This window comes from Mycobacterium gastri (genome assembly GCF_002102175.1).
GTDB lineage: Bacteria > Actinomycetota > Actinomycetes > Mycobacteriales > Mycobacteriaceae > Mycobacterium > Mycobacterium gastri.
In genome coordinates this window covers 1-21,917 of sequence record NZ_LQOX01000066.1, presented here as the reverse complement: position 1 = coordinate 21,917, position 21,917 = coordinate 1, and the positions used below count along the sequence as shown (strand labels likewise).

General features: G+C 67.0%; 19 protein-coding genes and 1 pseudogene. 12 read left to right on the top strand and 8 right to left on the bottom strand.

The window, feature by feature from the left end; genetic code table 11:
• The first annotated feature begins 259 nt into the window (after positions 1-259).
• The 5 genes from nadD to AWC07_RS05855 are packed head-to-tail and all read left to right on the top strand — an operon-like array spanning position 260 to position 3,528.
• Complete coding sequence (gene nadD, locus AWC07_RS05875) at positions 260-925, top strand: nicotinate-nucleotide adenylyltransferase (protein WP_084293308.1); 666 nt, start codon at positions 260-262, stop codon at positions 923-925.
• Positions 922-1,302: a ribosome silencing factor gene (rsfS, locus tag AWC07_RS05870; protein ID WP_036409467.1), complete on the top strand. Its 381-nt coding sequence runs from the start codon at positions 922-924 to the stop codon at positions 1,300-1,302. Before nadD ends, rsfS begins: the two co-directional genes overlap by 4 nt.
• Positions 1,299-1,964 carry a glucosyl-3-phosphoglycerate phosphatase gene (gene gpgP, locus AWC07_RS05865; RefSeq protein WP_036409470.1) on the top strand — a complete coding sequence of 222 codons (666 nt, stop codon included), beginning with the start codon at positions 1,299-1,301 and terminating at the stop codon, positions 1,962-1,964. Before rsfS ends, gpgP begins: the two co-directional genes overlap by 4 nt.
• Positions 1,954-2,691 carry a diglucosylglycerate octanoyltransferase gene (octT, locus tag AWC07_RS05860; protein ID WP_036409473.1) on the top strand — a complete coding sequence of 246 codons (738 nt, stop codon included), beginning with the start codon at positions 1,954-1,956 and terminating at the stop codon, positions 2,689-2,691. The genes gpgP and octT overlap by 11 nt, the downstream gene beginning before the upstream one ends.
• A 3-nt stretch (positions 2,692-2,694) precedes the next feature.
• Positions 2,695-3,528, top strand: coding sequence for a DegV family protein (locus tag AWC07_RS05855; protein ID WP_036409475.1), 834 nt, complete (start codon positions 2,695-2,697; stop codon positions 3,526-3,528).
• An 11-nt stretch (positions 3,529-3,539) separates the two neighbouring features.
• On the opposite strand, the gene AWC07_RS29285 is transcribed toward AWC07_RS05855, so the two are convergent.
• The 4 genes from AWC07_RS29285 to AWC07_RS05835 all read right to left on the bottom strand — a co-directional run bounded on the left by AWC07_RS29285 (position 3,540) and on the right by AWC07_RS05835 (position 9,846).
• The gene (locus tag AWC07_RS29285) at positions 3,540-5,066 is read right to left on the bottom strand and encodes a PecA family PE domain-processing aspartic protease (RefSeq protein ID WP_036409477.1); all 1,527 of its coding nucleotides are present in this window, start codon (positions 5,064-5,066) and stop codon (positions 3,540-3,542) included.
• A gap of 250 nt (positions 5,067-5,316) precedes the next feature.
• Positions 5,317-8,208, bottom strand: a complete 2,892-nt coding sequence (locus AWC07_RS05845) for an MMPL/RND family transporter (protein WP_085104991.1) — start codon at positions 8,206-8,208, stop codon at positions 5,317-5,319.
• On the bottom strand, positions 8,205-8,624 hold the full coding sequence (locus AWC07_RS05840; RefSeq protein ID WP_036419489.1) for an MmpS family transport accessory protein: 420 nt from the start codon (positions 8,622-8,624) through the stop codon (positions 8,205-8,207). Before AWC07_RS05840 ends, AWC07_RS05845 begins: the two co-directional genes overlap by 4 nt.
• A gap of 172 nt (positions 8,625-8,796) precedes the next feature.
• The gene (locus AWC07_RS05835; protein ID WP_036419486.1) at positions 8,797-9,846 is read right to left on the bottom strand and encodes an NAD(P)H-dependent amine dehydrogenase family protein; all 1,050 of its coding nucleotides are present in this window, start codon (positions 9,844-9,846) and stop codon (positions 8,797-8,799) included.
• Between the two features lie 101 nt (positions 9,847-9,947).
• Here AWC07_RS05835 and AWC07_RS05830 point away from each other — a divergent pair, with 101 nt between their 5' ends.
• On the top strand, positions 9,948-11,141 hold the full coding sequence (locus AWC07_RS05830; protein WP_036419496.1) for an enhanced intracellular survival protein Eis: 1,194 nt from the start codon (positions 9,948-9,950) through the stop codon (positions 11,139-11,141).
• A gap of 196 nt (positions 11,142-11,337) precedes the next feature.
• Here AWC07_RS05830 and AWC07_RS05820 read toward each other — a convergent pair whose 3' ends face one another.
• Together AWC07_RS05820 and AWC07_RS05815 are read right to left on the bottom strand one after the other, a co-directional pair.
• Positions 11,338-12,447: an acyl-CoA dehydrogenase family protein gene (locus tag AWC07_RS05820; RefSeq protein ID WP_036419480.1), complete on the bottom strand. Its 1,110-nt coding sequence runs from the start codon at positions 12,445-12,447 to the stop codon at positions 11,338-11,340.
• Positions 12,448-12,454: 7 nt separating this feature from the next.
• A complete protein-coding gene (locus AWC07_RS05815; RefSeq protein WP_036419477.1) occupies positions 12,455-13,612 on the bottom strand; it encodes an acyl-CoA dehydrogenase family protein in 1,158 nt (385 codons plus the stop codon).
• Between the two features lie 304 nt (positions 13,613-13,916).
• Here AWC07_RS05815 and AWC07_RS05810 point away from each other — a divergent pair, with 304 nt between their 5' ends.
• From AWC07_RS05810 to holA, 3 genes are read left to right on the top strand one after another with little or no spacing between them, the layout of a single operon-like run.
• A complete protein-coding gene (locus AWC07_RS05810) occupies positions 13,917-14,798 on the top strand; it encodes a helix-hairpin-helix domain-containing protein (protein ID WP_036419494.1) in 882 nt (293 codons plus the stop codon).
• A gap of 53 nt (positions 14,799-14,851) precedes the next feature.
• Positions 14,852-16,378 carry a ComEC/Rec2 family competence protein gene (locus AWC07_RS05805; RefSeq protein WP_036419492.1) on the top strand — a complete coding sequence of 509 codons (1,527 nt, stop codon included), beginning with the start codon at positions 14,852-14,854 and terminating at the stop codon, positions 16,376-16,378.
• Positions 16,379-16,408: 30 nt separating this feature from the next.
• Positions 16,409-17,380 (top strand): DNA polymerase III subunit delta, encoded by a 972-nt coding sequence (gene holA, locus AWC07_RS05800; protein ID WP_139829564.1) that lies wholly within the window; start codon positions 16,409-16,411, stop codon positions 17,378-17,380.
• A 4-nt stretch (positions 17,381-17,384) separates the two neighbouring features.
• Here the strand turns inward: holA and rpsT are convergent, their stop codons facing one another.
• A complete protein-coding gene (rpsT, locus tag AWC07_RS05795) occupies positions 17,385-17,648 on the bottom strand; it encodes a 30S ribosomal protein S20 (RefSeq protein WP_036419470.1) in 264 nt (87 codons plus the stop codon).
• Between the two features lie 138 nt (positions 17,649-17,786).
• On the opposite strand from rpsT, the gene AWC07_RS05790 reads away from it, so the two are divergent.
• The 3 genes from AWC07_RS05790 to AWC07_RS05780 are packed head-to-tail and all read left to right on the top strand — an operon-like array spanning position 17,787 to position 21,237.
• Positions 17,787-19,421 carry a circularly permuted type 2 ATP-grasp protein gene (locus AWC07_RS05790; RefSeq protein WP_036419467.1) on the top strand — a complete coding sequence of 545 codons (1,635 nt, stop codon included), beginning with the start codon at positions 17,787-17,789 and terminating at the stop codon, positions 19,419-19,421.
• Positions 19,421-20,398, top strand: a complete 978-nt coding sequence (locus AWC07_RS05785) for an alpha-E domain-containing protein (protein WP_036419464.1) — start codon at positions 19,421-19,423, stop codon at positions 20,396-20,398. Before AWC07_RS05790 ends, AWC07_RS05785 begins: the two co-directional genes overlap by 1 nt.
• Positions 20,398-21,237 carry a transglutaminase family protein gene (locus tag AWC07_RS05780; RefSeq protein WP_036419461.1) on the top strand — a complete coding sequence of 280 codons (840 nt, stop codon included), beginning with the start codon at positions 20,398-20,400 and terminating at the stop codon, positions 21,235-21,237. Before AWC07_RS05785 ends, AWC07_RS05780 begins: the two co-directional genes overlap by 1 nt.
• On the opposite strand, the pseudogene AWC07_RS27440 reads toward AWC07_RS05780, so the two are convergent.
• A pseudogene (locus tag AWC07_RS27440) lies at positions 21,234-21,917 on the bottom strand (PE family protein); the annotation flags it as partial. The gene AWC07_RS05780 and the pseudogene AWC07_RS27440 sit on opposite strands and share 4 nt — an antisense overlap.

Here is a 21,917-nt window from a genome sequence, read left to right as displayed (position 1 = left end):
TTGAGTGAAGGCGCGGTATCGGGTGTGCCGAAACCGGAAAACCGAGCCAAGGTATGCGCAGGCGGCCAGGCTGCGCAAAAGGACATCGTTGACCAGCAGGGGCGCGGTAGATCTCCGGGCGCCCACCGATTCTTGGGTGTCGGGGGCAATCGATGCTCTTCGGCAGCCGCACCGACCAGCGTGTTGTAGGCGATGCCTGAGACCGCCCAGCTGAACCGCGCGACAAGATCCGCGAAAGGTCGAAGTAAGCTGGCAAATCGTGCAAAAGCACCGTCGCAGGCTGGGAGTGATGGGTGGGACGTTCGATCCCATCCACCACGGCCACCTGGTTGCCGCCAGTGAGGTGGCCGACCGGTTCGACCTGGACGAAGTGCTGTTCGTGCCCAGCGGCCAGCCATGGCAGAAGGGCGGCGACGTTTCCGCCGCCGAGGACCGCTATCTGATGACGGTGATCGCGACCGCGTCCAATCCCCGGTTTTCGGTGAGCCGGGTCGACATCGACCGCGGCGGCCCCACCTACACCAAAGACACGTTGCGCGATCTGCACGACCTCAATCCGGAGGCGCAGCTGTACTTCATCACCGGCGCCGACGCGCTGGCGTCGATTCTGTCGTGGCACCGCTGGGAGGAGCTGTTCGAGCTGGCGCGGTTCGTCGGTGTCAGCCGGCCCGGCTACGACCTGCGCCACGACCATGTCACCGCCGCCCTGGCCGGGCTGTCCGAGGATGCCTTGACCCTGGTCGAGATTCCGGCGCTGGCCATCTCGTCCACCGACTGCCGTCAGCGGGCCGCAGAATCACGGCCATTGTGGTACCTGATGCCCGATGGTGTCGTGCAGTACGTGTCCAAGCGCCGTCTCTACCGCGGGCCCGGGGAGCCCGCGAACCCCACGAGCTCCAGCCTGACCGCGGGGAACAGCGCATGACCGCCACCCGAGAAGCCATCGACATGGCGACCGTGGCCGCCGGCGCGGCCGCAGCCAAGCTCGCCGACGACGTCGTGGTCATCGACGTCTCCGGGCAACTGGTCATCACCGACTGTTTCGTCATTGCCTCGGCGTCCAACGAACGGCAGGTCAACGCGATCGTCGACGAAGTCGAGGAGAAGATGCGCCGGGCGGGTTACCGGCCGGCGCGGCGCGAGGGCGCCCGGGAAGGCCGCTGGACGTTGCTGGATTACCGCGACATCGTCGTGCATGTCCAACACCAGGATGATCGCGACTTCTACGCCCTGGACCGGCTGTGGAGCGACTGCCCGGTGGTGACGGTGGACCTGGCGCGCACCTCCGAGGATCTGCAATGAGCGTGCGCCGGCTGGTGATGCTGCGCCACGGGCAAACCGATTTCAACCTCGGCAGCCGGATGCAGGGCCACCTGGACACCCACCTGACTGACCTGGGCCGAGCCCAGGCGGTCGCCGCCGCCGAAGCGCTGGGCAAGATGCAGCCGCTGTTGATCGTGTCATCGGATCTGCGGCGCGCCTACGACACCGCGATCGTGCTGGGCGAGCTGACCGGATTGCCGGTCCGCGTTGACCGCCGGTTGCGCGAAACTCACATTAGCGACTGGCAGGGCATGACCCACGCCGAGATCGACGACGAAGCACCCGGTGCGCGGCTGGCCTGGCGGGAGGATGCGACGTCGGCGCCGCACGGCGGGGAAAGCAGGATTGACGTTGCCGCCCGAAGTCTGCCGGTGGTCACCGAACTGGTGTCCAGCGAACCGGGATGGGGCGACCCCCAACAACCGGACCGACCGGTGGTGCTGGTGACCCACGGAGGTCTCATCGCCGCTCTGACCGCCGCGCTGCTGCAGCTGCCGGTAGCTCACTGGCCCGCCCTGGGTGGTATGGGCAATGCCAGTTGGACTCAACTCAGCGGACATTCGGCCGGTGCCGACGGCCGCATCCGCTGGCGCCTCGACGTGTGGAATGCCTCGGCTCAGATTGCCGGCGATGTCCTCTGAGACTCGGCCGGTGCTGCTGGTCTTCGCCGACTCGCTGGCCTATTACGGGCCCACCGGGGGCCTACCCGCCGACGATCCACGCATCTGGCCTAATATCGTTGCGGCCCAACTTGATTGGGATCTGGAATTGATCGGCCGCATCGGCTGGACGTGCCGCGACGTGTGGTGGGCGGCGACCCAGGACCCGCGGTCATGGGCGGCGCTGCCCCGGGCGGGAGCGGTGGTCTTCGCCACCAGCGGCATGGATTCGCTGCCGTCGGTGCTGCCGACCGCGCTGCGTGAGCTGATCCGCTACGTCCGCCCACCCTGGCTACGGCGGTGGGCGCGCGACGGCTACGCCTGGGTGCAGCCCCGGTTTTCGCCGGTGGCCCGGTCCGCGCTACCGCCGCACCTGACCGTCGAATACCTCGAACAGACCCGCGGTGCAATAGATTTCAACCGGCCCGGCATCCCGGTGGTGGCCTCCTTGCCGTCGGTCCACATCGCCGAGACCTACCGCAGGGCGCACCATGGCCGGGCGGCTACCGCGGCGGCCATCACCGAATGGGCGCAGGACCACGATATTCCGCTGGTGGACCTCAAAGCCGCTGTCGCCGAGCACATTATGAGCGGGCGAGGCAATCCGGACGGCATTCACTGGAACTTCGAAGCCCATCAGGCAGTCGCGGAACTGATGCTCAAGGCGCTGGCCGCAGCCGGGGTGCCGAACGAGAAGCCGCGCGGCTGAGCCATGTCTGTCGTGGTGTTGACGGATTCGTCGGCGCGCCTGCCGGCCGGCCTGCGCGACACCTGGGCGATACGCGAGGTGCCGCTGCACATTCTGCTCGACGGCGCCGACCTGCGCGACGGTGTCGATGAGATACCCGCCGACATCTACCATTGCCATGCCACCACCGCAGCGGCCACCCCGGCCGAACTGGATGCCGCCTACCGGCAGGCCCTGGCCGACAGCGACGGGGACGGGGTGGTCGCGGTACATATTTCGTCGGGGCTGTCGGGCACTCATCGGGCCGCCGAGTTGACTGCGGCCGGAATCGGACCGGCCGTACGCGTTGTTGACTCGAAGTCCGCGGCCATGGGCACCGGTTTCGTTGTGCTGGCCGCCGCGCGCGCGGCGGCCGCCGGGAGTGACCTGGATGCTGTTGCGCGAGCCGCGCAGGAAGCGGTGGGTCGCACTTACGCCTTTATGGTCGTACCCCGACTGGACAACCTGCGCCGCAGCGGACGGATCGGCGGTGCCAAAGCATGGCTGGGCACCGCGCTGTCGCTCAAGCCGGTACTGCGCATCGACGACGCTGGGAGGCTTGTTCTGGCCCAACGGGTTCGCACGGTCAAACACGCGATGGCGGCGATGATCGACCGGGTGTGCGAGGTGGTCGGCGACGGCCCCGCTGCCGTTGCGGTGCACCACGTCGCCAACTCCGGTGGCGCGGCGGAAGTGACGGCCGGGCTGGCGCAGCGGCTACCGGCGTGTGAACCGGCAATCGTGACCGACTTGGGGCCGGTGCTGGCGGTACACGTGGGCGCCGGGGCGGTCGCTGTTTGCCTGCACGTTGACGAGTAGCGCTGCAGCGGTCAGGCCAGTCGGTCAAAGACCGTTGTTCCTATCGGGCTGGGATCGTTCCAGATATAGATCGGCCCAATGGAGAAGGGGTAATTCCCGGTGTTGAACGGATTGCTCGAGGACACAACGGTTGGGGAATTGGCCGCAGTGACCGTCTGCGTGTAGAGGGGCACACCGTTGATCGTCGAGACCGTGATGGTTGTCCCCTCTGGAAGGTGATTGCCGACCGCAAGATCAGGCACCAACGATTGTGGGATGGTTCCGCCCACGCCGCCGGAATCGATGTATGCGGGGACGGTTTGCGGTAAACCGTTGTTGATCTGTACCTGAACCATGGTTCCCGGTGCTCCATTGAGCTGGACGATGGGCGGCAGCGAATTTGGACCGAACTCCAGCAAACCGCGAGGCATGTTGATGAGCACACCCTGATTCATGCCGACCGGCAAAGTCGCATTTGTAGGCGTGGAGAACGGGTACATGTTGTTGGGACCCACGCCCAGATATGCGGGTAACAGCGAAACGTCGACGGGGTTGCTCGGCGTACCCAGATATGCCGAGGTGGCGACGCCCACGGTGGTCGGCCCGGTGAGGATCCCGTTCCCGAAATTCACGGTCGTTTGATATGTCTGGTAGTCGATGTAGAGGCGACCGGTGCTGCTGAGGCCGTAACTGACCGAGCCCGTCCCGGTGGGCGGGCCGAGAGCAGCCACATTGACGTATTGCGGTGGAACCAAGAGGCCAGTGGAGCCGGAGTCGACGATGACGGGCATACTCGGTCCGCCGCCTACCGAGATGTTGAGCAGCGGGTTGCCGTATTGATCCACATAGATGAGGGTTTGGTTCGGCGACAGAAGAGTATTGATGCCCGCGGTGCCGGGCTGTCCCCACAGTAACCCGGCACGGCCGCCAAGGCCGCCGACGCCGCCGGGCCCGCTGGCCCCGCCCGTGCCGCCGTCACCGATCAGGATCGCGGGCCCGCCAGCACCCCCGGGTGCCCCACCGTAAACGCTGCGGCCGCCGGTCCCGCCGGTACCGACCAGACCGGCAGCCCCGCCGGCACCCCCGGCCACTCCGGCTCGAGTGCTGATGCCACCGGTACCGCCGTTGCCGTACAACCAACCGCCGGGGCCACCGGCCGTCCCCACGCCTTGAGCGTTGGTGTACCCGTTGGCGCCGTCGCCGAACAGCGGACGCCCGGTCAGCTCCAGAACCGGCTCATTGACCGCGCTGACCACGCTCGTCGCGAGCTGGGTGATGTTGGCGGCCTCGGCGGCCACATACGCATTCACGCCGGCCACCACCGTGCGGGTGAATTGGTCGTAGGATGCCGCGACCTGTGCGGCCACCGCCTGATACTGCCGACCGTACTCGGCAAATAGCGTGGCCATCACTGCCGAGACCTCATCGGCGCCGGCAGCCAGCAGCCCGGTCGTCGGGGCGGCGGCGGCGGTGTTTGCGGTGCTGATTGCTGAGCCGACACGGGTCAGGTCTGTCGTCGCGGCCGCCGCCACCTCTGGCGCTACGCTCACGAACGACATCCCGTACCTCCCGTCCGCCAACACGTGCGCCGTCGCCAGATGAGGATCCGCATCGGCGATGAAGCAGCGATGAAATTATTCTGATATCGCCGCCGTAGCTTGTACACCCCGGGATCAGGGGCTTTCGGCGTGGCTGCACCCCGGAGGGAACCGAACTACCTGCCGGAGTTATTGATTCAACGCCGTCAATGGGCAAACTCGATGCCCGCAGGTCTAGAAAAAGCAAGCACCCGAACGGTTTTCGAGGTCCTTACGCTGGCCGGGCATTGTGACCGCGCGGATGGACCACCTGCGGCCACCAGAACCAGCGGCCCAGCAGCGTCGCGATCGACGGCATCAGCAGGGTGCGCACGATCAACGTGTCGAGCAGCAGACCGATACAGACGGTCGACCCGAACTGGCCGAGCACCCGCAATTCGCTGCCCAGCATGGCGGCCATGGTGAACGCGAACACCAGGCCCGCGGCCGTCACCACCCCGCCGGTGCCGGCCATCGAGCGGATGGTTCCGGTCTTGAGTCCGGCATGGATCTCCTCGCGGAACCGGGAGACCAACAGCAGGTTGTAGTCGGACCCCACGGCCAACAGGATGATGACGGACAGCGCCGCCACGATCCAGTGGATCTTGATGCCGAGCAGATCCTGCCAGATCAGCACCGACAACCCGAAGGACGCGGCGATCGAGCTGGCCGCGGTGCCGACGATAACCAGTGCGGCGACCACGCTTCGGGTCAGCAACAGCATGATCATGAAGATCAGCGTCAGCGCCGACACCACCGCGATCATCAGGTCGTACTTTTCGCCGTCGGCCATGTCCTTGAACGTCGCGGCGGTTCCGCCGAGATAAACCTTGGCATCCGACAGGGAGGATTGCTTGAGGCCCTCCTGGGCCGCGGTGCGCTCCGCGTCGACTCGCGAGATTCCTTCCGGGGTCATCGGATCGCCCTGGTGGGTGATGAAGAAGCGTGCCGACCTGCCGTCCGGCGACAAGAACATCCGAAGCCCGGTCTGGAAGTCGGGATTGTCGAAGGCTTCCGGCGGCAGGTAGAAGAAGTCGTCGTTCTTGGAGGCGTCGAAACTCTGCCCCATGACGATCGCGGTATTGCTCAGCTCGTCCATCTGGTCGAGCATCGCCGAGAAGGTGGCCTGCATGGTCAGCGTCAGCGCCTTGGTGGTCTTCATGGTCTCGATCATCGGCGGGATCAGCACCAGCATCTCGTGTGTGGCGGTGGCAGTGCGCTGTATGTCAGCGGTCAGTTCGTCGAATTGTCCGGCCAGCTGGTCGAATCCGTCCAACGAGTCGAATAGGGACCGTAATGACCAGCAGATGGGAATGTCGAAGCAGTGCTTCTCCCAGTAGAAGTAACTGCGTATCGGACGCCAGAAGTCGTCGAAATCGGCGATGTGGTCCCGCAATCGGTTGGTTATCTCCGCGGTTTCGGCCGTGGTCCGTGCGCTGTCGTCGGCGGCCCGGGAAAGGTCTTGGGTCACCTGGTACATGCGCTGCATCGTGTCGATCATGAATTGCATTTCGTCGGCCATCTTGGTGATGTCGGCCATGCGGTCTTTCAGGAACGCCATGTTCTGCATGGTCGTCTGGCTTTGCATGCTGTTCTGAAATGGTATGGAGCTGTGCTGAATTGGGATGCCCAGCGGCCTGGTGATGTCCTGGATCATGGCGATACCGACGACCCGGATGACGTTCTTGGCCACCTTGTCCAAGACCAGCATGTCGGCGGTGTTCCGCATGTCGTGGTCAGCCTCGATCATCAGCATGTCCGGGTTCATCCGGGCCTGGGAGAAATGCCGGTCGGCGGCGGCTTGTCCGAGGTTGGAGGGGGCTGAGGCCGGTAGGTAGTAGCGGTCGTTGTAGCTGGTCTTGAAGGTCGGCAGGGCGACCATGCCAATGAGTACTATCGCACCGCTGACCGCCAGTATCGGTGCCGGCCAACGCACCACGGCGGTACCGACCCGCCGCCACAGCCGGCCCTTCCCGGCTGCGCGCTTGGACTCGAAGAGGTGGAAACGACTGCCCGCGAAAACCACCGCGGGACCCAGCGTGAGCCCCGCCAAAACCACCACGAGCATTCCGATCGCCACGGGCGCGCCCATGGTGTTGAACCAGGGCAGCCGCGCAAAGCTCAGACAGTAGGTCGCCCCGGCGATGGTCAGGCCCGAGCCCAACACCACCGGGGCCACCCCGCGAAAGGTGGTGTAGTAGGCGGTTTCGCGGTCCTCGCCGGCGCGCAGCGCCTCCTGATAGCGGCCGACCAGGAAGATCCCGTAGTCGGTTCCGGCCGCGATCGCCAGCATGGTGAGGATGTTCGCGGCGAACGTGGTGAGCCCGAAGACGTTGTGGTACCCCAGAACCGCGACCACCCCGCGCGCGGAAGCCAGCGCAATGCCGGTCATGAACAACTGGACCAGCGTGGTGACGACGGAGCGGTAGACCAGCAGCAGCATGATGGCGATGGCGCCGAGGGTGAACAGCGTGATCTTGGCCAGGCTGGCGTTTCCGATGAGGTGCATGTCGTCGCTGAGCGCGGCGGGACCGGTGACGTAGGCCTTCACCCCGGGCGGCGCAGGGTTGTGGTCGATCACCTTGCGGACGGCCTCGACGGATTCGTTGGCCAGCGTGGTGCCCTGGTTGCCGGCGAGGTTCAGCATGACGTAGGCGCCCTTGGCGTCGGCGCTCTGCGCGCCGGCGGCGGTGAGCCGGTCTCCCCAGAAATCCTGGATGTGCTGGATGTGCTTGGGGTCTTGGCGCAGTTGGTGAATCAGGTTGTCGTAGTAGTGGTGTGCGTCGTCGCCGAGCGGTTGCTGACCTTCCAGGACGATCATGACCGTGCTGTTGGAATCGAACTCACGGAAGTTGTGCCCCAACCGCATCATCGCCTTCATGGACGGCGCGTCCATTGGAGTCATTGGCGCGGAGTGTTCCTCGCTGACGACTTCCAGTCGCGGTACGGCGACGTTGACGATGACCGTCAGTACCACCCAGGCCAGGATGATCGGCACCGCGAAGATGCGGATGGTGTGCGGGATGACGGGCCGGTTCCGGTGGCCGGTGTCCGGGCCGCCGCGGGTGATTTCGGGGTCTTGGGTGCTGATCGGCCTCGTGGTCGCGTCTTCGACGTGGCTCATGCGGATTTCACCAAGCAGAATGTCTGAGGGTTGACGCCGTCCGACTTCTTCTCTTGCCGGACGACACCGTCCACCGTGATGCGGCAGCCGATTCGGCTGCCGTCGCCTTGAGCCATGATGTTGGCGCTCACCGAGGGCAGCGTGGTCGAGACCGTCACGGACCACGGCAGCGCAGCAGCGTTGACCTGGTGCGTGTTGGCTTCCGCGTCCCAGTAGTTGATGTTCGCGGTGCTCCCGGGCGGACCAAAGACCTCATAGGTGACGACCTTGGGGTTGAATTGCACGATCTCGATCCCGCCGCCGGCGTTCGCGTTGAGGTCCTGGGAACCGAAGATCCGGTGCAGCCGCATCACCACCAGACCCGACACCGCGAGCACGCTCACCAGGACCAGCGGAATCCATAGGTACCTGGTCACGCGGGCAATGGGAATCGTTCTCACTTCACTGCCTTTCGCCCACCGCCAAAGGTCATCGCGGCCACCCCATAAGCCAGGCCCCGTATCGACCGAAGCTTTGCTTATCTAAGCACCTTACCCTTAGTGGACGTGACCGTTCCTCGGGGGTACCGGTCAGGCACTGGGCTCGGCGCTAGCGCGCCACGCGGCCGGTGATCGGCGGCAGATCGGCAAGGGTCACAATCCCCGGTTTGGCGGCCACCACCGCCGGCACCGCATTGGTGACCGGCATCGCCGTGTAGATCATGCCCAGGCCCATGAAACCCGGCTCGGTCCAATCCTTCGGCGGCAGGCAGTGCAGCACAGTGCGCATGTTGGGCAGGCCGAAGACCTGGATGACGTGGCCGTGCTCCAGCGGTTTGGGCGGCACCACGTGGTTGCCCATGGTCCAGTTGAATCCGACGCTGACGACATTGCGGTCGCCCTGCCAGCCGCGGTGGTAGCCGTACACGCTGCCGACGGTGCCGGCGGGAATCTTCATGAACCCCAGGTCGGTATCCGCGGTAGCCGCGGTGAAGGTGACGTCGAAGGTCATCCTGTCCAGCTTCGCGCCGATCGCGTCGGCCATCATTGCCGCCGATTCGGCGAAGACCTCGCTTTCGGCCCGCACACTCTCGGCCAGGCCGGGGGTGTCGGGGTCCCACGAAAAGCCCATCGCCGTCTGGGTTTCCGCCGACTCGTAGGTCGAACAGTCCACCGATTCGGTGATGCGGATCTCGTCGACGCGCTCGCACGCGCCGCTGAGCACCATGCCGACCATGTTGGTCATGCCGGGATGCGCCCCGCTGCCGAAGATCGTCGAGCCGCCGCGCTCGCAGGCAGCGATGATGCGGTCCCGATCCTGCGGCGTCTGCTTGCCGCCGGTGATCCAGGCCGCGCTGGTGCACACGTTGACGCCCGCTTCCAGCAAGCGCGCCAGCTCATCGATGTTGGGCCACAACGGGTTGTAGCAACACGCGTCGGCGCCCAGCGCCAGCAGCGCGTCGACGTCGTCGGTGGCCCGCACTCCGGTCGGCTCGGGCCAGCCCGCCAGCTCGGCGGCGTCGACACCGACTTTTTCCGGGCCGTGCGCGTACACCCCGACCAGTTCCATGTCCGGCCGGCCGATGATGGCGTGCAGCGATCGCCGCCCGATGTTTCCGGTGGTCCACTGGATCACCCGCAGCGGGCGGTCTGGGTTCATCGAAGGCTCCTTTGCCGGGTGCGTTGAAACCCATTATTGCTGCGATATTCAGATGCGCGGGGGCACGGGTATGTGCCAGAGTCGGTTTCGTGACCGTCGCCGTGCCGAACGCTTTACCGACATCCCTGACACTTCGTAGCCCAACAGAGGACGACTGGCCGTCAATGTACTTCTTGGCGGCCGCCAGCTTCCCGGACTTCATCGGTCCTCGCGCGGCTGACACCTGGCGCAGCCTGATACCCGCCGACGGCGCGGTGGTGGTTTGCGACGGTTGTGACATCGTGGGCATGGCGCTGTATCTGGACCTGCGGTTGACGGTGCCCGGCGGGGCAGTGCTGCCGGCCGCCGGCCTCAGTTTCGTCGCGGTAGCTCCGACGTACCGCCGTCGAGGCATGCTGCGCGCGATGTGTGCCGAATTACATTGTCGTATAGCCGATTCCGGCTACCCGTTGGCCGCGCTGTATGCAAGTGAGGGCGGGATCTACGGTCGGTTCGGCTATGGGCCCGCCACCATCCTGCATGAGCTGACCGTCGACCGGCGCTTCGCGCGCTTCCACCGCGGCGCACCCGATGACGGCAGGGTCCGGCTGGTTAACCCCGCCGAGCATCGCGACGAGTTCGCTGCGATCTACGAGCGCTGGCGCCAGCAGGTGCCCGGCGGGTTGGTCCGTCCCAATGTGTTCTGGGAAGACGTGCTGGGCGAATGCACGAATTCATCACGCGGTGGCGCAAAATTGTTTGCCTTCCTGCATACCGACGGCTATGCGCTGTATCGGGTGGACGCCACGGATCAGAAGTTGGCGCGTGTCGATGAGCTGCGGGCCGTAACCGCCGACGCACACAGGGCGTTATGGCGTGCTTTGCTCGGGCTTGACTCGATGGAGCGAGTCAGCGTTATCACCCATCCGGATGACCCGCTGCCGTTCCTGCTCACCGATACGCGCCTGGCCCGCACGACATTTCGCCAGGACGGCCTGTGGCTGCGGATCATGGACGTACCGGCCGCGCTAGAGGCACGCAGCTACGCAGCGGAACTTTCCACGGTGCTCGGTATATCCGGCGGTAGCCGATTCGCACTGGACATCTCCGACGGCCGCGCGCGCTGTACACCGACCGATGCGACGCCCGAGATAGAGATGGATCTCGACGTCCTGGGCAGCCTTTACCTGGGGGTGCACCGGGCCTCGGTGTTTGCCAGAGCGGAGCGGTTGCGCGCCAAGGACTCTCGGATGCTACTTGGCCTAGATGCCGCTTTTGTCAGCGAGGTCCCCGCGCAGGCTGCTTTCGAGTTCTGAGGGCACGGGCTCGAATGCCGCGGTACGACCGACTGGACGACATCGTCGAACAAGGACGGGCGGCGGCAAGAACGGTCCTGGCCGGCGCCGCACTTTGCGGCGTTTCGCCGGTCGGCCGGGCCCGCGACCTTCAGGCGGCCACGGGCTGGCCGGTGCGTCGGCGCGGCGACACCTCACCCGCATTCCGAGCCAGGGCTCAAAGCCTGACCAATTCGTAGTCGCCGAGGTGGTCGATGAGGACGTGCAGGTGGTCCTGGCCGGAACCCAGAGTGTGCTCGATCGCGGTGAGCCGGGCCGCATAGTGTCCCACCGGATATTCCGCGGTCATCCCGATGCCGCCGTGCAACTGAATCGACTCCTGCGCGATGTGCCGGGCGGACCGGCCCACCTGCAACTTGGCCCGGGACGCGATCAGCGGGTCGAGGTTGCCGTCGGCGATCGACATCGCGGCGTAGAGATCCATGCTGCGGGCCATCTCCAGCGACACGTACATATCGGCAGCACGCTGGGTCAGCGCTTGGAACTTGTTGAGCGTGACGCCGAATTGCTTGCGGGTCTTGAGGTAATCGGTGGTCAGTCGCAGGGCTTCGGACATCGCGCCGACCGCTTCGGAGCACAATGCCGATTGGATACGAATGATGGCGTCACGGATCGCCGTTGACGCGTCTTCAGCGGCCTCGCCAAGAGGTTCGCCGGGCGTTTGGTCCAGGTCGACCTGAGCGCCCCGCTGGCCGTCGAACGTCGGGTACGGGTGCCGGGTGACAGCCGCACCGTCGACCAGGAACAACCCGAGCCTGCCGTCGGGCAGCGCGGCGCTGACCACCAGCGTGTCCGCGCAATCACCGGCCATCACCGGATTCTTACGGCCGCTGAGCAGCCACGAATCTCCTTGCCGCACAGCGCGGGTCGAGATCCCAGCGGATGACGTGCGGTGGCCGGGCTCCAGGTGCGCGAACGCCAGCAACCGCTGCCCGGCGGCGACGTCGTCAAGCATCGGTAGCTGTGCGTCACTGCCCAGCTCGGCGATGAGCGCACCGGGCGCCAGCGCGGCGTGCACCACGGGTTCCGGCGCCAGGCGCCGCCCGACTTCGGTCAGCACGACCATGATCTCGATCTGCCCGGACTCGGCCGGGTCGAATCCGAGGCTCAAGATCCCGGTGTCGGCGAGTTGGCTCCACACCTCGCGGCTCCACCCGAGATCGGTGCCGATGACCTTGTTGCGGCTCTCCGCGTCGTAGCTGCGCGACAGTAGGTCACGGGTGGTGTCGCGCAGCAGCGTCTGCTCGTCGGTCAGCTGAAAGTCCATGACTGCCTCACAATCCCAGGATGGTGGACGCGATGATGTTGCGCTGCACCTCGTTACTGCCGCCGTAGATAGACGTCTTGCGGTAGTTGAGATAACGCGGGGCACTGCTTTGTGCCCACGGCGGCGACGCGATCTCGTCACCATTAACCGGCAGCGCATCGGGACCGGCCACCTCGACCAGTAATTCGGTGGCGATCTGCTGTAATTGGCTGCCACGGAGCTTGAGCACCGACGACGCCGGATTCGGCTTCCCGTCCGCGGAGTCCGAGACCACCCGGGCTTGGGTGAGTTCCAAAGCCAGCAGCTCATTTTCGGCTTCGGCGAGCCGCGCCGCGAACAGTGGATCGTGCAGCAAACCTGTTTGCGCGGCATGCTTTTTCACCTCGGCCAGGCGCACCTTCGTCCGGCCTACCGCTGCGATCCCGGTGCGCTCGTTGCCCAGCAGGAACTTCGCGTAGGTCCAGCCCTGATTCTCCTGTCCGACAAGTTGATCGGCGGGCACTCGGACGTCGGAGAAGAACACCTCGTTGACCTCGTGGCCGCCGTCGATCGTCTTGATCGGCCGCAGCGTGATGCCGGGCGTCGCCATGTCGATGAGCAGAAACGAGATGCCGGCCTGACGTTTGGGCGCTTGCGGGTCGGTGCGCACCAGGCAGAAGATCCAGTCCGCGTACTGGCCCAGCGTCGTCCACGTCTTCTGCCCGTTGACGACGTAACTGTCTCCGTCGCGGACCGCGGTGGTGCGCAGCGAGGCGAGGTCGGAACCGGCCTCCGGCTCGGAGAAGCCCTGGCACCACCAGATGTCGATGCTGGCCGTCGGCGGCAGGAACCGCTGCTTGATCTCCTGGGAGCCGAATTCGGCGATCACCGGTCCCACCATCTTGGTGTTGAAGTTCAGCGGCTCCGGGACACACGCCAGTTGCATCTCGTCGGCCCAGATTTGGTGCTGGGTTGGTGTCCAGTCCTTCCCGCCCCATTCGACCGGCCAATTCGGTACCGCCAGCCCATGATCGTTGAGGATCTTCTGGCAGCCGACGATGTCGTCTTTGCTCAGCGAGTCGCCGCGGCGCACCCGGTCACGGATGTCTTGCGGGATCTGCGTGGTGTAGAAGGTGCGAAGGTCGTCGCGGAAGGCGGCTTCGTCGGTCGTCAGCGCCAGCTTCATCGGTAGCCTCCTGTGTCGGGGTGGCCGCCGGTGCGTGCCCCTCGCGGAGCTGGAACCATCCGCATGGCCACCGGCAATCCTGTCCTGCACGTTAGGCGTCGGACGGCGCCGAACGTCAACCGGGGTGGCGCGGCGGCGGTCAGCTTCGGTCCACCGCCGCCAGAGGGCGCCGGCGAGCCAATAGTGATCTGCCGCGGTGCCCGGCACATTGACGTATGCACAGCTCTGGGTTCATCCACAGACCGGAGCTATGACGCGGTGGCCCGGGATCGTGGTGGCGGTCGGGACACCTACCGTCGGCGCCATGCGAACTGAACTGCCCGCCGAGCGCCTGCATCGCCGGCTTGGCGCCGACCCTGATTGCCGACCGGCCGCCGGCCCGGCTGCCGTCGAAACCGAGGGGCCCGACGAAGGCCCGGATGACGACCCGAACTCGCTCTTGCCGCGCTGGCTTCCGGCGACTGACGGCAGCCGGGGATGGCTGGCCAAGGTGCGCGCAGATCCGGGACGTGCCGGTGCCATCGCGTTGGCGCTGGTCGCCGCCCTGGCGGTACTGGTCACCGTGTTCACGTTGCTCCGCGACCGGTCTGCTCCGGTGATGTCGGCCAAACTTCCTGCGGTGGAACGTGTTTCAGGCCCGTCGGGGAGCGGCGCGAAATCGTCGGCAGCCCCGGGGCAGCCGCCGGGTCCGGACCGGCCGGTGGTGGTCAGCGTCGTCGGACTAGTGCACACCCCGGGCCTGGTCACGTTGGCTCCGGGCGCGCGGATCGCCGACGCGCTGCAGGCCGCCGGCGGCGCGGTCGACGGCGCGGACACCATCGGCCTGAACATGGCTCGCCAGCTGGTCGACGGGGAGCAGATCGTGGTCGGGCTGGCGCCGGTTCCGGGGCAGCCGATCACGCTGCGCAGCTCGATCGGCGCGGGAACCCCGGCGCCGGGGCCGGCCACCTCCAGCGGTCCTCATCCGGGCCCACAGCCGAGCTCCAGGCCGGCCGAGGTGCTCGACCTGAACACTGCGACCGTGGAGCAGCTTGACACCCTACCCGGCGTCGGCCCGGTTACCGCCGCGGCGATCGTCGCGTGGCGGCAGGCCAACGGCAGGTTCACCAGCGTCGACCAGCTCGCCGACGTCGACGGCATCGGCCCGGCGCGTCTGGAAAAACTGCGGTCCCTGGTCCGTGTCTGACGCCGGTGCACCCCGTGACCGACACCGCTGCCGGTGCTGCGGCGCGACTGGATGTGCGCCTGGTTCCAGCCGCGCTGACCAGTTGGGTGGTGACCGCGGCGGGGATCGGGTGGCCGGTCGGCCGGACATGCGCGGCCTACTGTCTGATGCTGGCTACCGGCTCGGCTGCGCTGTGGTGGCACGCCGCGCGCCGACGGAAGTGCCCGCCGCGACTGCGCGCCATCAGCGCCGCCCTAGTGGCGGTCGGTGTGGTCGGTGCCGGGTATGGGTTCGCGATCGCGTTGCGAGCCGATGCGGTCGGGCGCCACCCGATCAGCGCGGCATTCGGATTGTCCGTGCCGGTGACCGTCACGCCCAGCGAAACCGCCCTGTCGCTGGGGGCCGGCCGATTGATGTTCCGGGCGACCATCCAGCGGCTGCGGGACGACGAAATATCGGGCCGGGTGGTTGTTTTCGCGCGGGCGTCGGAATTCGGCGAGCTGATGGCGGGCCAGCCGGTGCGGTTCACCGCGCACATCACCCGGCCGACGCGCCGGGACCTGACGGTCGCGGTGCTCACCGCGGTGGGTCGCCCGCACACCGTGTGCGCGGGTCGTGCGGGTGCGGTGTACCGGGCCGCGCACACCGTTCGCGGCCGGTTCACCGCGGCGGTTCGGGAGGTGTTGCGTGGCGATCAGGCCGCGATGCTGCCCGCGTTGGTGCTCGGTGACACCTCGGCAGTCAGCTCCGCAACCGGCCGCGACTTCCGCGCGGCGGGGTTGACACATCTGACCGCGGTATCGGGTGCCAACGTCACGATCGTGTGTGCGGCGGTGCTGTTTTCGGCACGGCTGATCGGGCTGCGCGCGGCCGTCGGGCTGACCGGGGGAGCACTGGTGGCATTCGTCGTCGTGGTGCAGCCGACGGCCAGCGTGTTGAGGGCGGCCGTGATGGGCGCGATCGGCCTGGCGGGGATGCTGTCTGCGCGGCGGCGACAGGCGATTCCGGCGCTGTCGGCCACCGTGCTGGTGCTGATGGCCACGGCACCGCAGCTGGCCGTCGATATGGGTTTGGCGCTTTCCGTGGTGGCAACGGCCGCACTGGTCGTCATCACTCCGATATGGTCGTGCCGCTTGGTCGCACGGGGATTGCCCAAACCGCTGGCGGATGCGCTGGCCGTCGCCGCCGCCGCGCAGGTGGTGACGGCTCCGCTGGTCGCCGCGATCTCCGGCCGATTCAGCCTGGTTGCGGTGTTCGCCAACCTCGCCGTGGCAGCGGTGATCGCACCGATCACCGTGCTGGGCAGCGCGGCAGCCGCGCTGGCTGTCTTGTGGCCGGCCGGGGCGCAGCTGTTGATCCGCTTCACCGGGCCGGAGATGTGGTGGGTGTTGCGGGTGGCGCATTGGGCGGCCGGTGTGCCGGTGGCGACCGTGCCGGTCCCCGACGGCCCGGCCGGCGCGCTGGTCGTCGGCGGCGTCACCGTGCTGGTGGTCGCACTGTGGCGATTCCGGTGGTTTCGTCTCGCGACGAGTTGGGCGCTGGTGGCCGCTCTGGGGTGCCTGCTGGCCTGGTCGCTGGCGGGACTGGTCGGCCCCACGTGACACCATCGTGGGGTGAGCGAGATTTTGCCGTTGCATTTGGTCCTGGGCGACGAAGAACTGCTGGTCGAACGGGCGGTCGCGGAGATACTGCGGTCGGCGCGGCAACGCGCGGGCGCCGGCCCGGGCGCCGGCCCGGGCGGCGATGACGTGCCGATCAACCGCCTGCGGGCCGGCGACGTCAGCACCTACGAGCTCGCCGAGTTGCTGAGCCCCTCGCTGTTCGCCGACGAGCGGATCGTCGTGCTGGAGGCCGCCGCCGAGGCGGGTAAGGATGCTGTCGCGATGATCGCGTCGACCGCTGCCGACCTGCCACCGGGCACGGTGCTGGTGGTGGTGCACTCCGGCGGCGGGCGAGCCAAAGCCCTGGCCGGCCAACTGCGGTCGCTGGGCGCGCAGGTGCATCCGTGCACGCGGATCAGCAAGCTCAGCGAACGCCTCGACTTCGTCCGCGGCGAATTTCGCTGTCTGCGCGTCAAGGTCGACGACGAGACCGTGACGGCCCTGCTCGACGCGGTCGGTTCCGATCTGCGTGAACTCGCCGCAGCCTGCTCGCAGCTGGTCGCCGACACCGGTGGTCACGTCGACGTGGCAGCGGTTCGCCGCTATCACAGCGGCAAAGCCGAAGTGAAGGGCTTCGACATCGCCGACAAGGCCGTCACCGGCGATGTGGCCGGAGCCGCCGAAGCGCTGCGCTGGGCCATGATGCGCGGCGAGCCGCTGGTGGTGCTGGCCGACGCGCTGGCCGAAGCCGTGCACACGATCGGCCGGGTGGGGCCGTTGTCCGGCGACCCGTACCGGCTGGCGGCGCAACTGGGCATGCCGCCCTGGCGGGTGCAGAAGGCGCAAAAGCAGGCGCGGCGGTGGTCACGCGACAAGGTGGCGACGGCGATGAGGCTGGTCGCCGAACTGAACGCCAACGTCAAAGGGGCCGTGGCCGACGCCGACTATGCGCTGGAATCTGCGGTCAGGAAGGTGGCCGAGTTGGTCGCCGACCACAGTTGAGGACTCAGCCCAGCTTGTTGAGGGTCCGCGCCAGGGCCGACTTCTTGTTGGCCGCCTGGTTCTTGTGGATCACGCCCTTGCTGGCCGCCTTGTCCAACTTGCGGTTGGTCGACACCAGGAGTTCCGCGGCCTTCTCTTTGTCGCCGGCATGCGCGGCCTCGCGAAACGACCGGACAGCTGTACGAAGCGACGACTTCACCGACTTGTTGCGCAGCCGGGCGCGTTCGTTGGTTCGGTTGCGCTTTTGCTGCGACTTGATGTTGGCCACGCGTTGATTCCTTATGTCGATTCGGGGATTGCTCGGGCGCCCCTGTCGCCCGACAACGACTGCTCAGGTTAGCAGTCGGTTACGTTTTCGCCCAAAAGAGCCGTCCCTGGCCTGCTGAAACGCCCGAAGTGAGGCAGCATGACACGGGTGAGTCTTTCTGACCCGATCGAAGCGACCAGGCGGCGATCATCCGCCCGTTCGGAGCGCATCTTCGACGGCTATCACAAGTCGGACGGTTACTCCTCGGCCTTCGACGAGATGTTCGACGCCCAGGGCAACGTTCGCGGCCCCTACAAAGGCATCTACGCCGAGCTGGCGCCCACCGACGCATCCGAGCTCAAAGCACGAGCCGATGCGCTGGGCCGGGCATTCATCGACCAGGGCATCACCTTTTCGCTGTCGGGTCAGGAACGACCGTTTCCCCTGGACCTGGTGCCTCGGGTGATTTCGGCTGCCGAGTGGGCGCGGCTGGAACGCGGCATCATCCAGCGCGTCAAGGCCCTCGAGTGCTACCTCGACGACATCTATGGTGACCAGGAAATCCTGCGCGACGGCGTGATCCCGCGTCGGCTGGTGACCTCCTGCGAGCACTTCCATCGCGAGGCCGTGGGGATCGTTCCGCCCAACGGGGTGCGCATCCATGTGGCCGGCATCGACGTGATCCGCGGCGATCGCGGCGACTTCAGGGTGCTGGAGGACAACCTGCGCTCCCCGTCGGGAGTGTCCTACGTCATGGAGAACCGGCGGACCATGGCGCGGGTCTTTCCGAACCTGTTCGCCACCCATCGGGTCCGCGCCGTCGACGACTATCCCGCGCACCTGCTGCGGGCGCTGCGCAACTCGGCGGCCACCAACGAGGCCGATCCCACAGTGGTCGTCCTGACCCCCGGGGTCTACAACCCGGCCTATTTCGAGCATTCGCTGCTGGCCCGCCAGATGGGTGTGGAGCTGGTCGAAGGCCGCGACCTGTTCTGCCGCGACAACCAGGTGTACATGCGCACCACCGCGGGGGAGCGCCAGGTCGACGTCATCTACAGGCGCATCGACGACGCATACCTGGACCCGCTGCAGTTCCGCGCCGACTCGGTGCTCGGGGTCGCGGGCCTGGTCAACGCCGCCCGCGCCGGCAACGTCGTCATCTCCAGTTCGATCGGCAACGGTGTCGGCGACGACAAGCTCGTCTACACCTATGTGCCCACCATGATCGAGTACTACCTGCGCGAAAAGCCGCTGCTGGCCAACGTGGAGACCTATCGGTGCTGGCTGGATGACGAGCGTGAGGAGGTATTGGACCGGATCGGCGAATTGGTCCTCAAACCGGTCGAGGGCTCCGGCGGCTACGGCATCGTCTTCGGCCCGCAAGCCTCCGCGAAAGAGCTGGCCGCTGTCGGCAAGAAGATTCGCGACAATCCGCGCAGCTGGATCGCCCAGCCGTTGATGGAGCTGTCGACGGTGCCGACCCGGATCGAGGGCTCGTTGGCGCCGCGCTACGTCGACCTGCGGCCGTTCGCGGTCAACGACGGCAACGACATCTGGGTGCTGCCGGGCGGACTGACCCGGGTAGCTCTGGTAGAGGGCTCCCGGGTGGTCAACTCCAGCCAGGGGGGCGGATCCAAGGACACCTGGGTGCTGGCGCCGCGCGCTTCGGCGGCCGATCGTGAGCTGGGCCGCGCGCAGGTGGTGCGGTCGTTGCCGCGGGCGGTCACCGATCCGCCGCAGACCGAGCCGCGTCGGGACGAACAATCCCAACGACAGCAGGGAGTGACCGACTGATGCTCGCGCGCAACGCTGAAGCGCTGTACTGGATCGGCCGCTATGTCGAGCGCGCCGACGACACGGCGCGCATCCTGGATGTCGCGGTGCACCAACTACTCGAGGACTCCAGCGTCGACCCCGACCACGCCTCCCGGCTGCTGCTGCAGGTTCTCGGCATCGAGCCCCCCGACCGCGAGCTCGACGTCTGGTCGCTGACGGACCTGGTGGCTTTCAGCACCAACGCCCGGGGCGGCTCCTCGATCGTCGGCGCGATCTCGGCGGCGCGGGAAAACGCGAAGTCGGCACGCGAAGTCACCTCCATGGAGATCTGGGAGTGTCTCAACACCACTTACAATGCGCTGCCGGAACGTGAGCGAGCCGCCAAACGCCTTGGGCCACATGAATTCCTGTCGTTCATCGAAGGCCGTGCGGCGATGTTCGCCGGGCTCGCCGACTCCACGCTCTCCCGGGACGACGGATACCGATTCATGTTGCTGGGCCGCGCCATCGAGCGGGTCGACATGACCGTGCGCCTGCTGTTGTCGCGGGTGGGAGACAGCGCGTCATCGCCGGCGTGGGTGACCCTGTTGCGTTCGGCTGGCGCGCACGACACCTATCTGCGGACCTACCGTGGAGTCCTGGACGCCGGACGGGTGGTCGAGTTCATGATGCTCGACCGGTTGTTCCCGCGCTCGGTGTACTACTCGCTGCGGCTGGCCGAACACAACCTCGACGAGTTACTGCACAATCCGCAGAGCCGAATCGGGGCCACCACCGAAGCGCAGCGGCTGCTCGGGCAGGCGCGCAGTGAACTCGAGTTTGTGCAGCCCGGTGTGCTGCTCGAGTCCCTCGACAACCGGTTGGCGGGCCTGCAACGAACCTGCCGGGATGTCGGAGAAGCGTTGGCGCTGCAGTACTTTCACGTATCACCCTGGGTGGCCTGGACCGACGCGGGGCAACGCGGCCAACTGCTCGGTAGGCAAGGAGAGTCCTGATGTGGCGGATGCGGGTGGTGCATACCACCGGGTACGCATACCAGTCGCCGGTCACGGCGTCCTACAACGAGGCACGGCTGACACCACGCTCCAACACCCGCCAAAACGTCATCCTCAACCGTGTCGAAACCATTCCGGCCACCCGGTCCTATCGCTACATCGACTATTGGGGCACCGCGGTGACGGCGTTCGACCTGCATGCGCCGCACACGCAGCTGACGGTTACCTCGTCCTCGGTTGTCGAGACCGAGCGCCCCGAGCCGCCCACGGCCAAGACCAGTTGGGAGGAGCTGCACTCGGTAGCGGTGATCGACCGGTTCGACGAGGTGCTGGGCCCCACCTGGTACACCCCGATCGGCAAACGCGTCGCAGCCGTGGGCCGGCGGATCGCCAAGTATCATGACCCCGCCGAAGCTGTCGTTGCCGCATCCCGTTGGGCGCGAAGCGAATTGGAGTACCTTCCGGGTACCACCGGGGTGTATTCATCGGGACTCGACGCGCTGGAGCAGGGCCGAGGTGTCTGCCAGGATTTTGTCCACCTGACACTGATGGTGTTGCGCAGCATGGGAATTCCCGGACGCTACGTATCGGGCTATCTGCATCCCGATCGCGACGCCGTCGCCGGAAAAACCGTCGCCGGGCGCAGCCACGCCTGGATTCAGGCCTGGACGGGCGCGTGGTGGAACTACGATCCCACCTGCGACACCGAGATCACCGAGCAGTACATCAGCGTGGGTGTCGGCCGCGACTACAGCGACGTGTCTCCGCTGAAGGGCATTTACTCCGGACTTGGCGCGACCGACCTCGACGTGGAGGTGGAGATCACCCGGCTGGCTTAACCGTCCGGACCGGGATTTCCCGCCAAGCCGATTACCCCGGCGGTGCCGCCGCCGCCGCCCGCGCCGGGCGGGCCGGCGCCGAAACCGTGTCCGCCGGCGCCGCCGTTGCCGCCATTGCCGATGAAGAAGGCGTCCCCGCCGTTCCCGCCCTGGCCGCCGGCCACGCTGTTGATGTTGCCGGCACCGCCGGCCCCGCCGTCGCCGGCACTGCCGACTACCCAGGCGCCCGCTCCACCCTGGCCCCCGTAGCCGCCGCCGGAGCCACCGTGTCCGCCCACCCCGCCGAGGCCAAAGAGCACGGCGGCGCCGCCGGTCCCGCCGGCGCCGCCGGATGGGAACAGGGCATAGTTGCCGGTGCCGCCGTTGCCCCCAGCGCCGCCGAACCCGAAGATCGTCGCCGCCCGACCGCCGTCCCCGCCCTGACCGCCGAAAACGGTGCCGCCATCGCCGCCCACGCCGCCGGCCCCGCCGCTGCCGATCGCGTAGCCAGCGGAACCGCCGTTCCCGGCGGCTCCGCCGGTGGCGCCGCCGTTGCCGCCGCCACCGCCGATCCCGCCGTTGCCGAAAAGCGCTCCGCCACTGCCGGCGTCCCCGCCCAGCCCGCCTTGGCCACCGAGGTTGAAAGTGTTGTCGCCGCCCTGGCCGCCGGCCCCGCCGCTGCCGAACAGCCAGGCATCGCC

Bases quoted from the DNA above. Each gene is read 5' to 3' on its own strand.
- AWC07_RS05810 (WP_036419494.1), top strand. From the start codon at position 13,917: ATGCGAACTGAACTGCCCGCCGAGCGCCTGCATCGCCGGCTTGGCGCC.
- AWC07_RS05815 (WP_036419477.1), bottom strand. From the start codon at position 13,612: ATGAAGCTGGCGCTGACGACCGACGAAGCCGCCTTCCGCGACGACCTT.
- AWC07_RS05855 (WP_036409475.1), top strand. From the start codon at position 2,695: ATGTCTGTCGTGGTGTTGACGGATTCGTCGGCGCGCCTGCCGGCCGGC.
- octT (WP_036409473.1), top strand. From the start codon at position 1,954: ATGTCCTCTGAGACTCGGCCGGTGCTGCTGGTCTTCGCCGACTCGCTG.
- rsfS (WP_036409467.1), top strand. From the start codon at position 922: ATGACCGCCACCCGAGAAGCCATCGACATGGCGACCGTGGCCGCCGGC.
- AWC07_RS05790 (WP_036419467.1), top strand. From the start codon at position 17,787: ATGACACGGGTGAGTCTTTCTGACCCGATCGAAGCGACCAGGCGGCGA.
- AWC07_RS05845 (WP_085104991.1), bottom strand. From the start codon at position 8,208: ATGAGCCACGTCGAAGACGCGACCACGAGGCCGATCAGCACCCAAGAC.
- AWC07_RS05785 (WP_036419464.1), top strand. From the start codon at position 19,421: ATGCTCGCGCGCAACGCTGAAGCGCTGTACTGGATCGGCCGCTATGTC.
- gpgP (WP_036409470.1), top strand. From the start codon at position 1,299: ATGAGCGTGCGCCGGCTGGTGATGCTGCGCCACGGGCAAACCGATTTC.
- AWC07_RS05780 (WP_036419461.1), top strand. From the start codon at position 20,398: ATGTGGCGGATGCGGGTGGTGCATACCACCGGGTACGCATACCAGTCG.
- AWC07_RS05820 (WP_036419480.1), bottom strand. From the start codon at position 12,447: ATGGACTTTCAGCTGACCGACGAGCAGACGCTGCTGCGCGACACCACC.
- AWC07_RS29285 (WP_036409477.1), bottom strand. From the start codon at position 5,066: ATGTCGTTCGTGAGCGTAGCGCCAGAGGTGGCGGCGGCCGCGACGACA.
- AWC07_RS05835 (WP_036419486.1), bottom strand. From the start codon at position 9,846: ATGAACCCAGACCGCCCGCTGCGGGTGATCCAGTGGACCACCGGAAAC.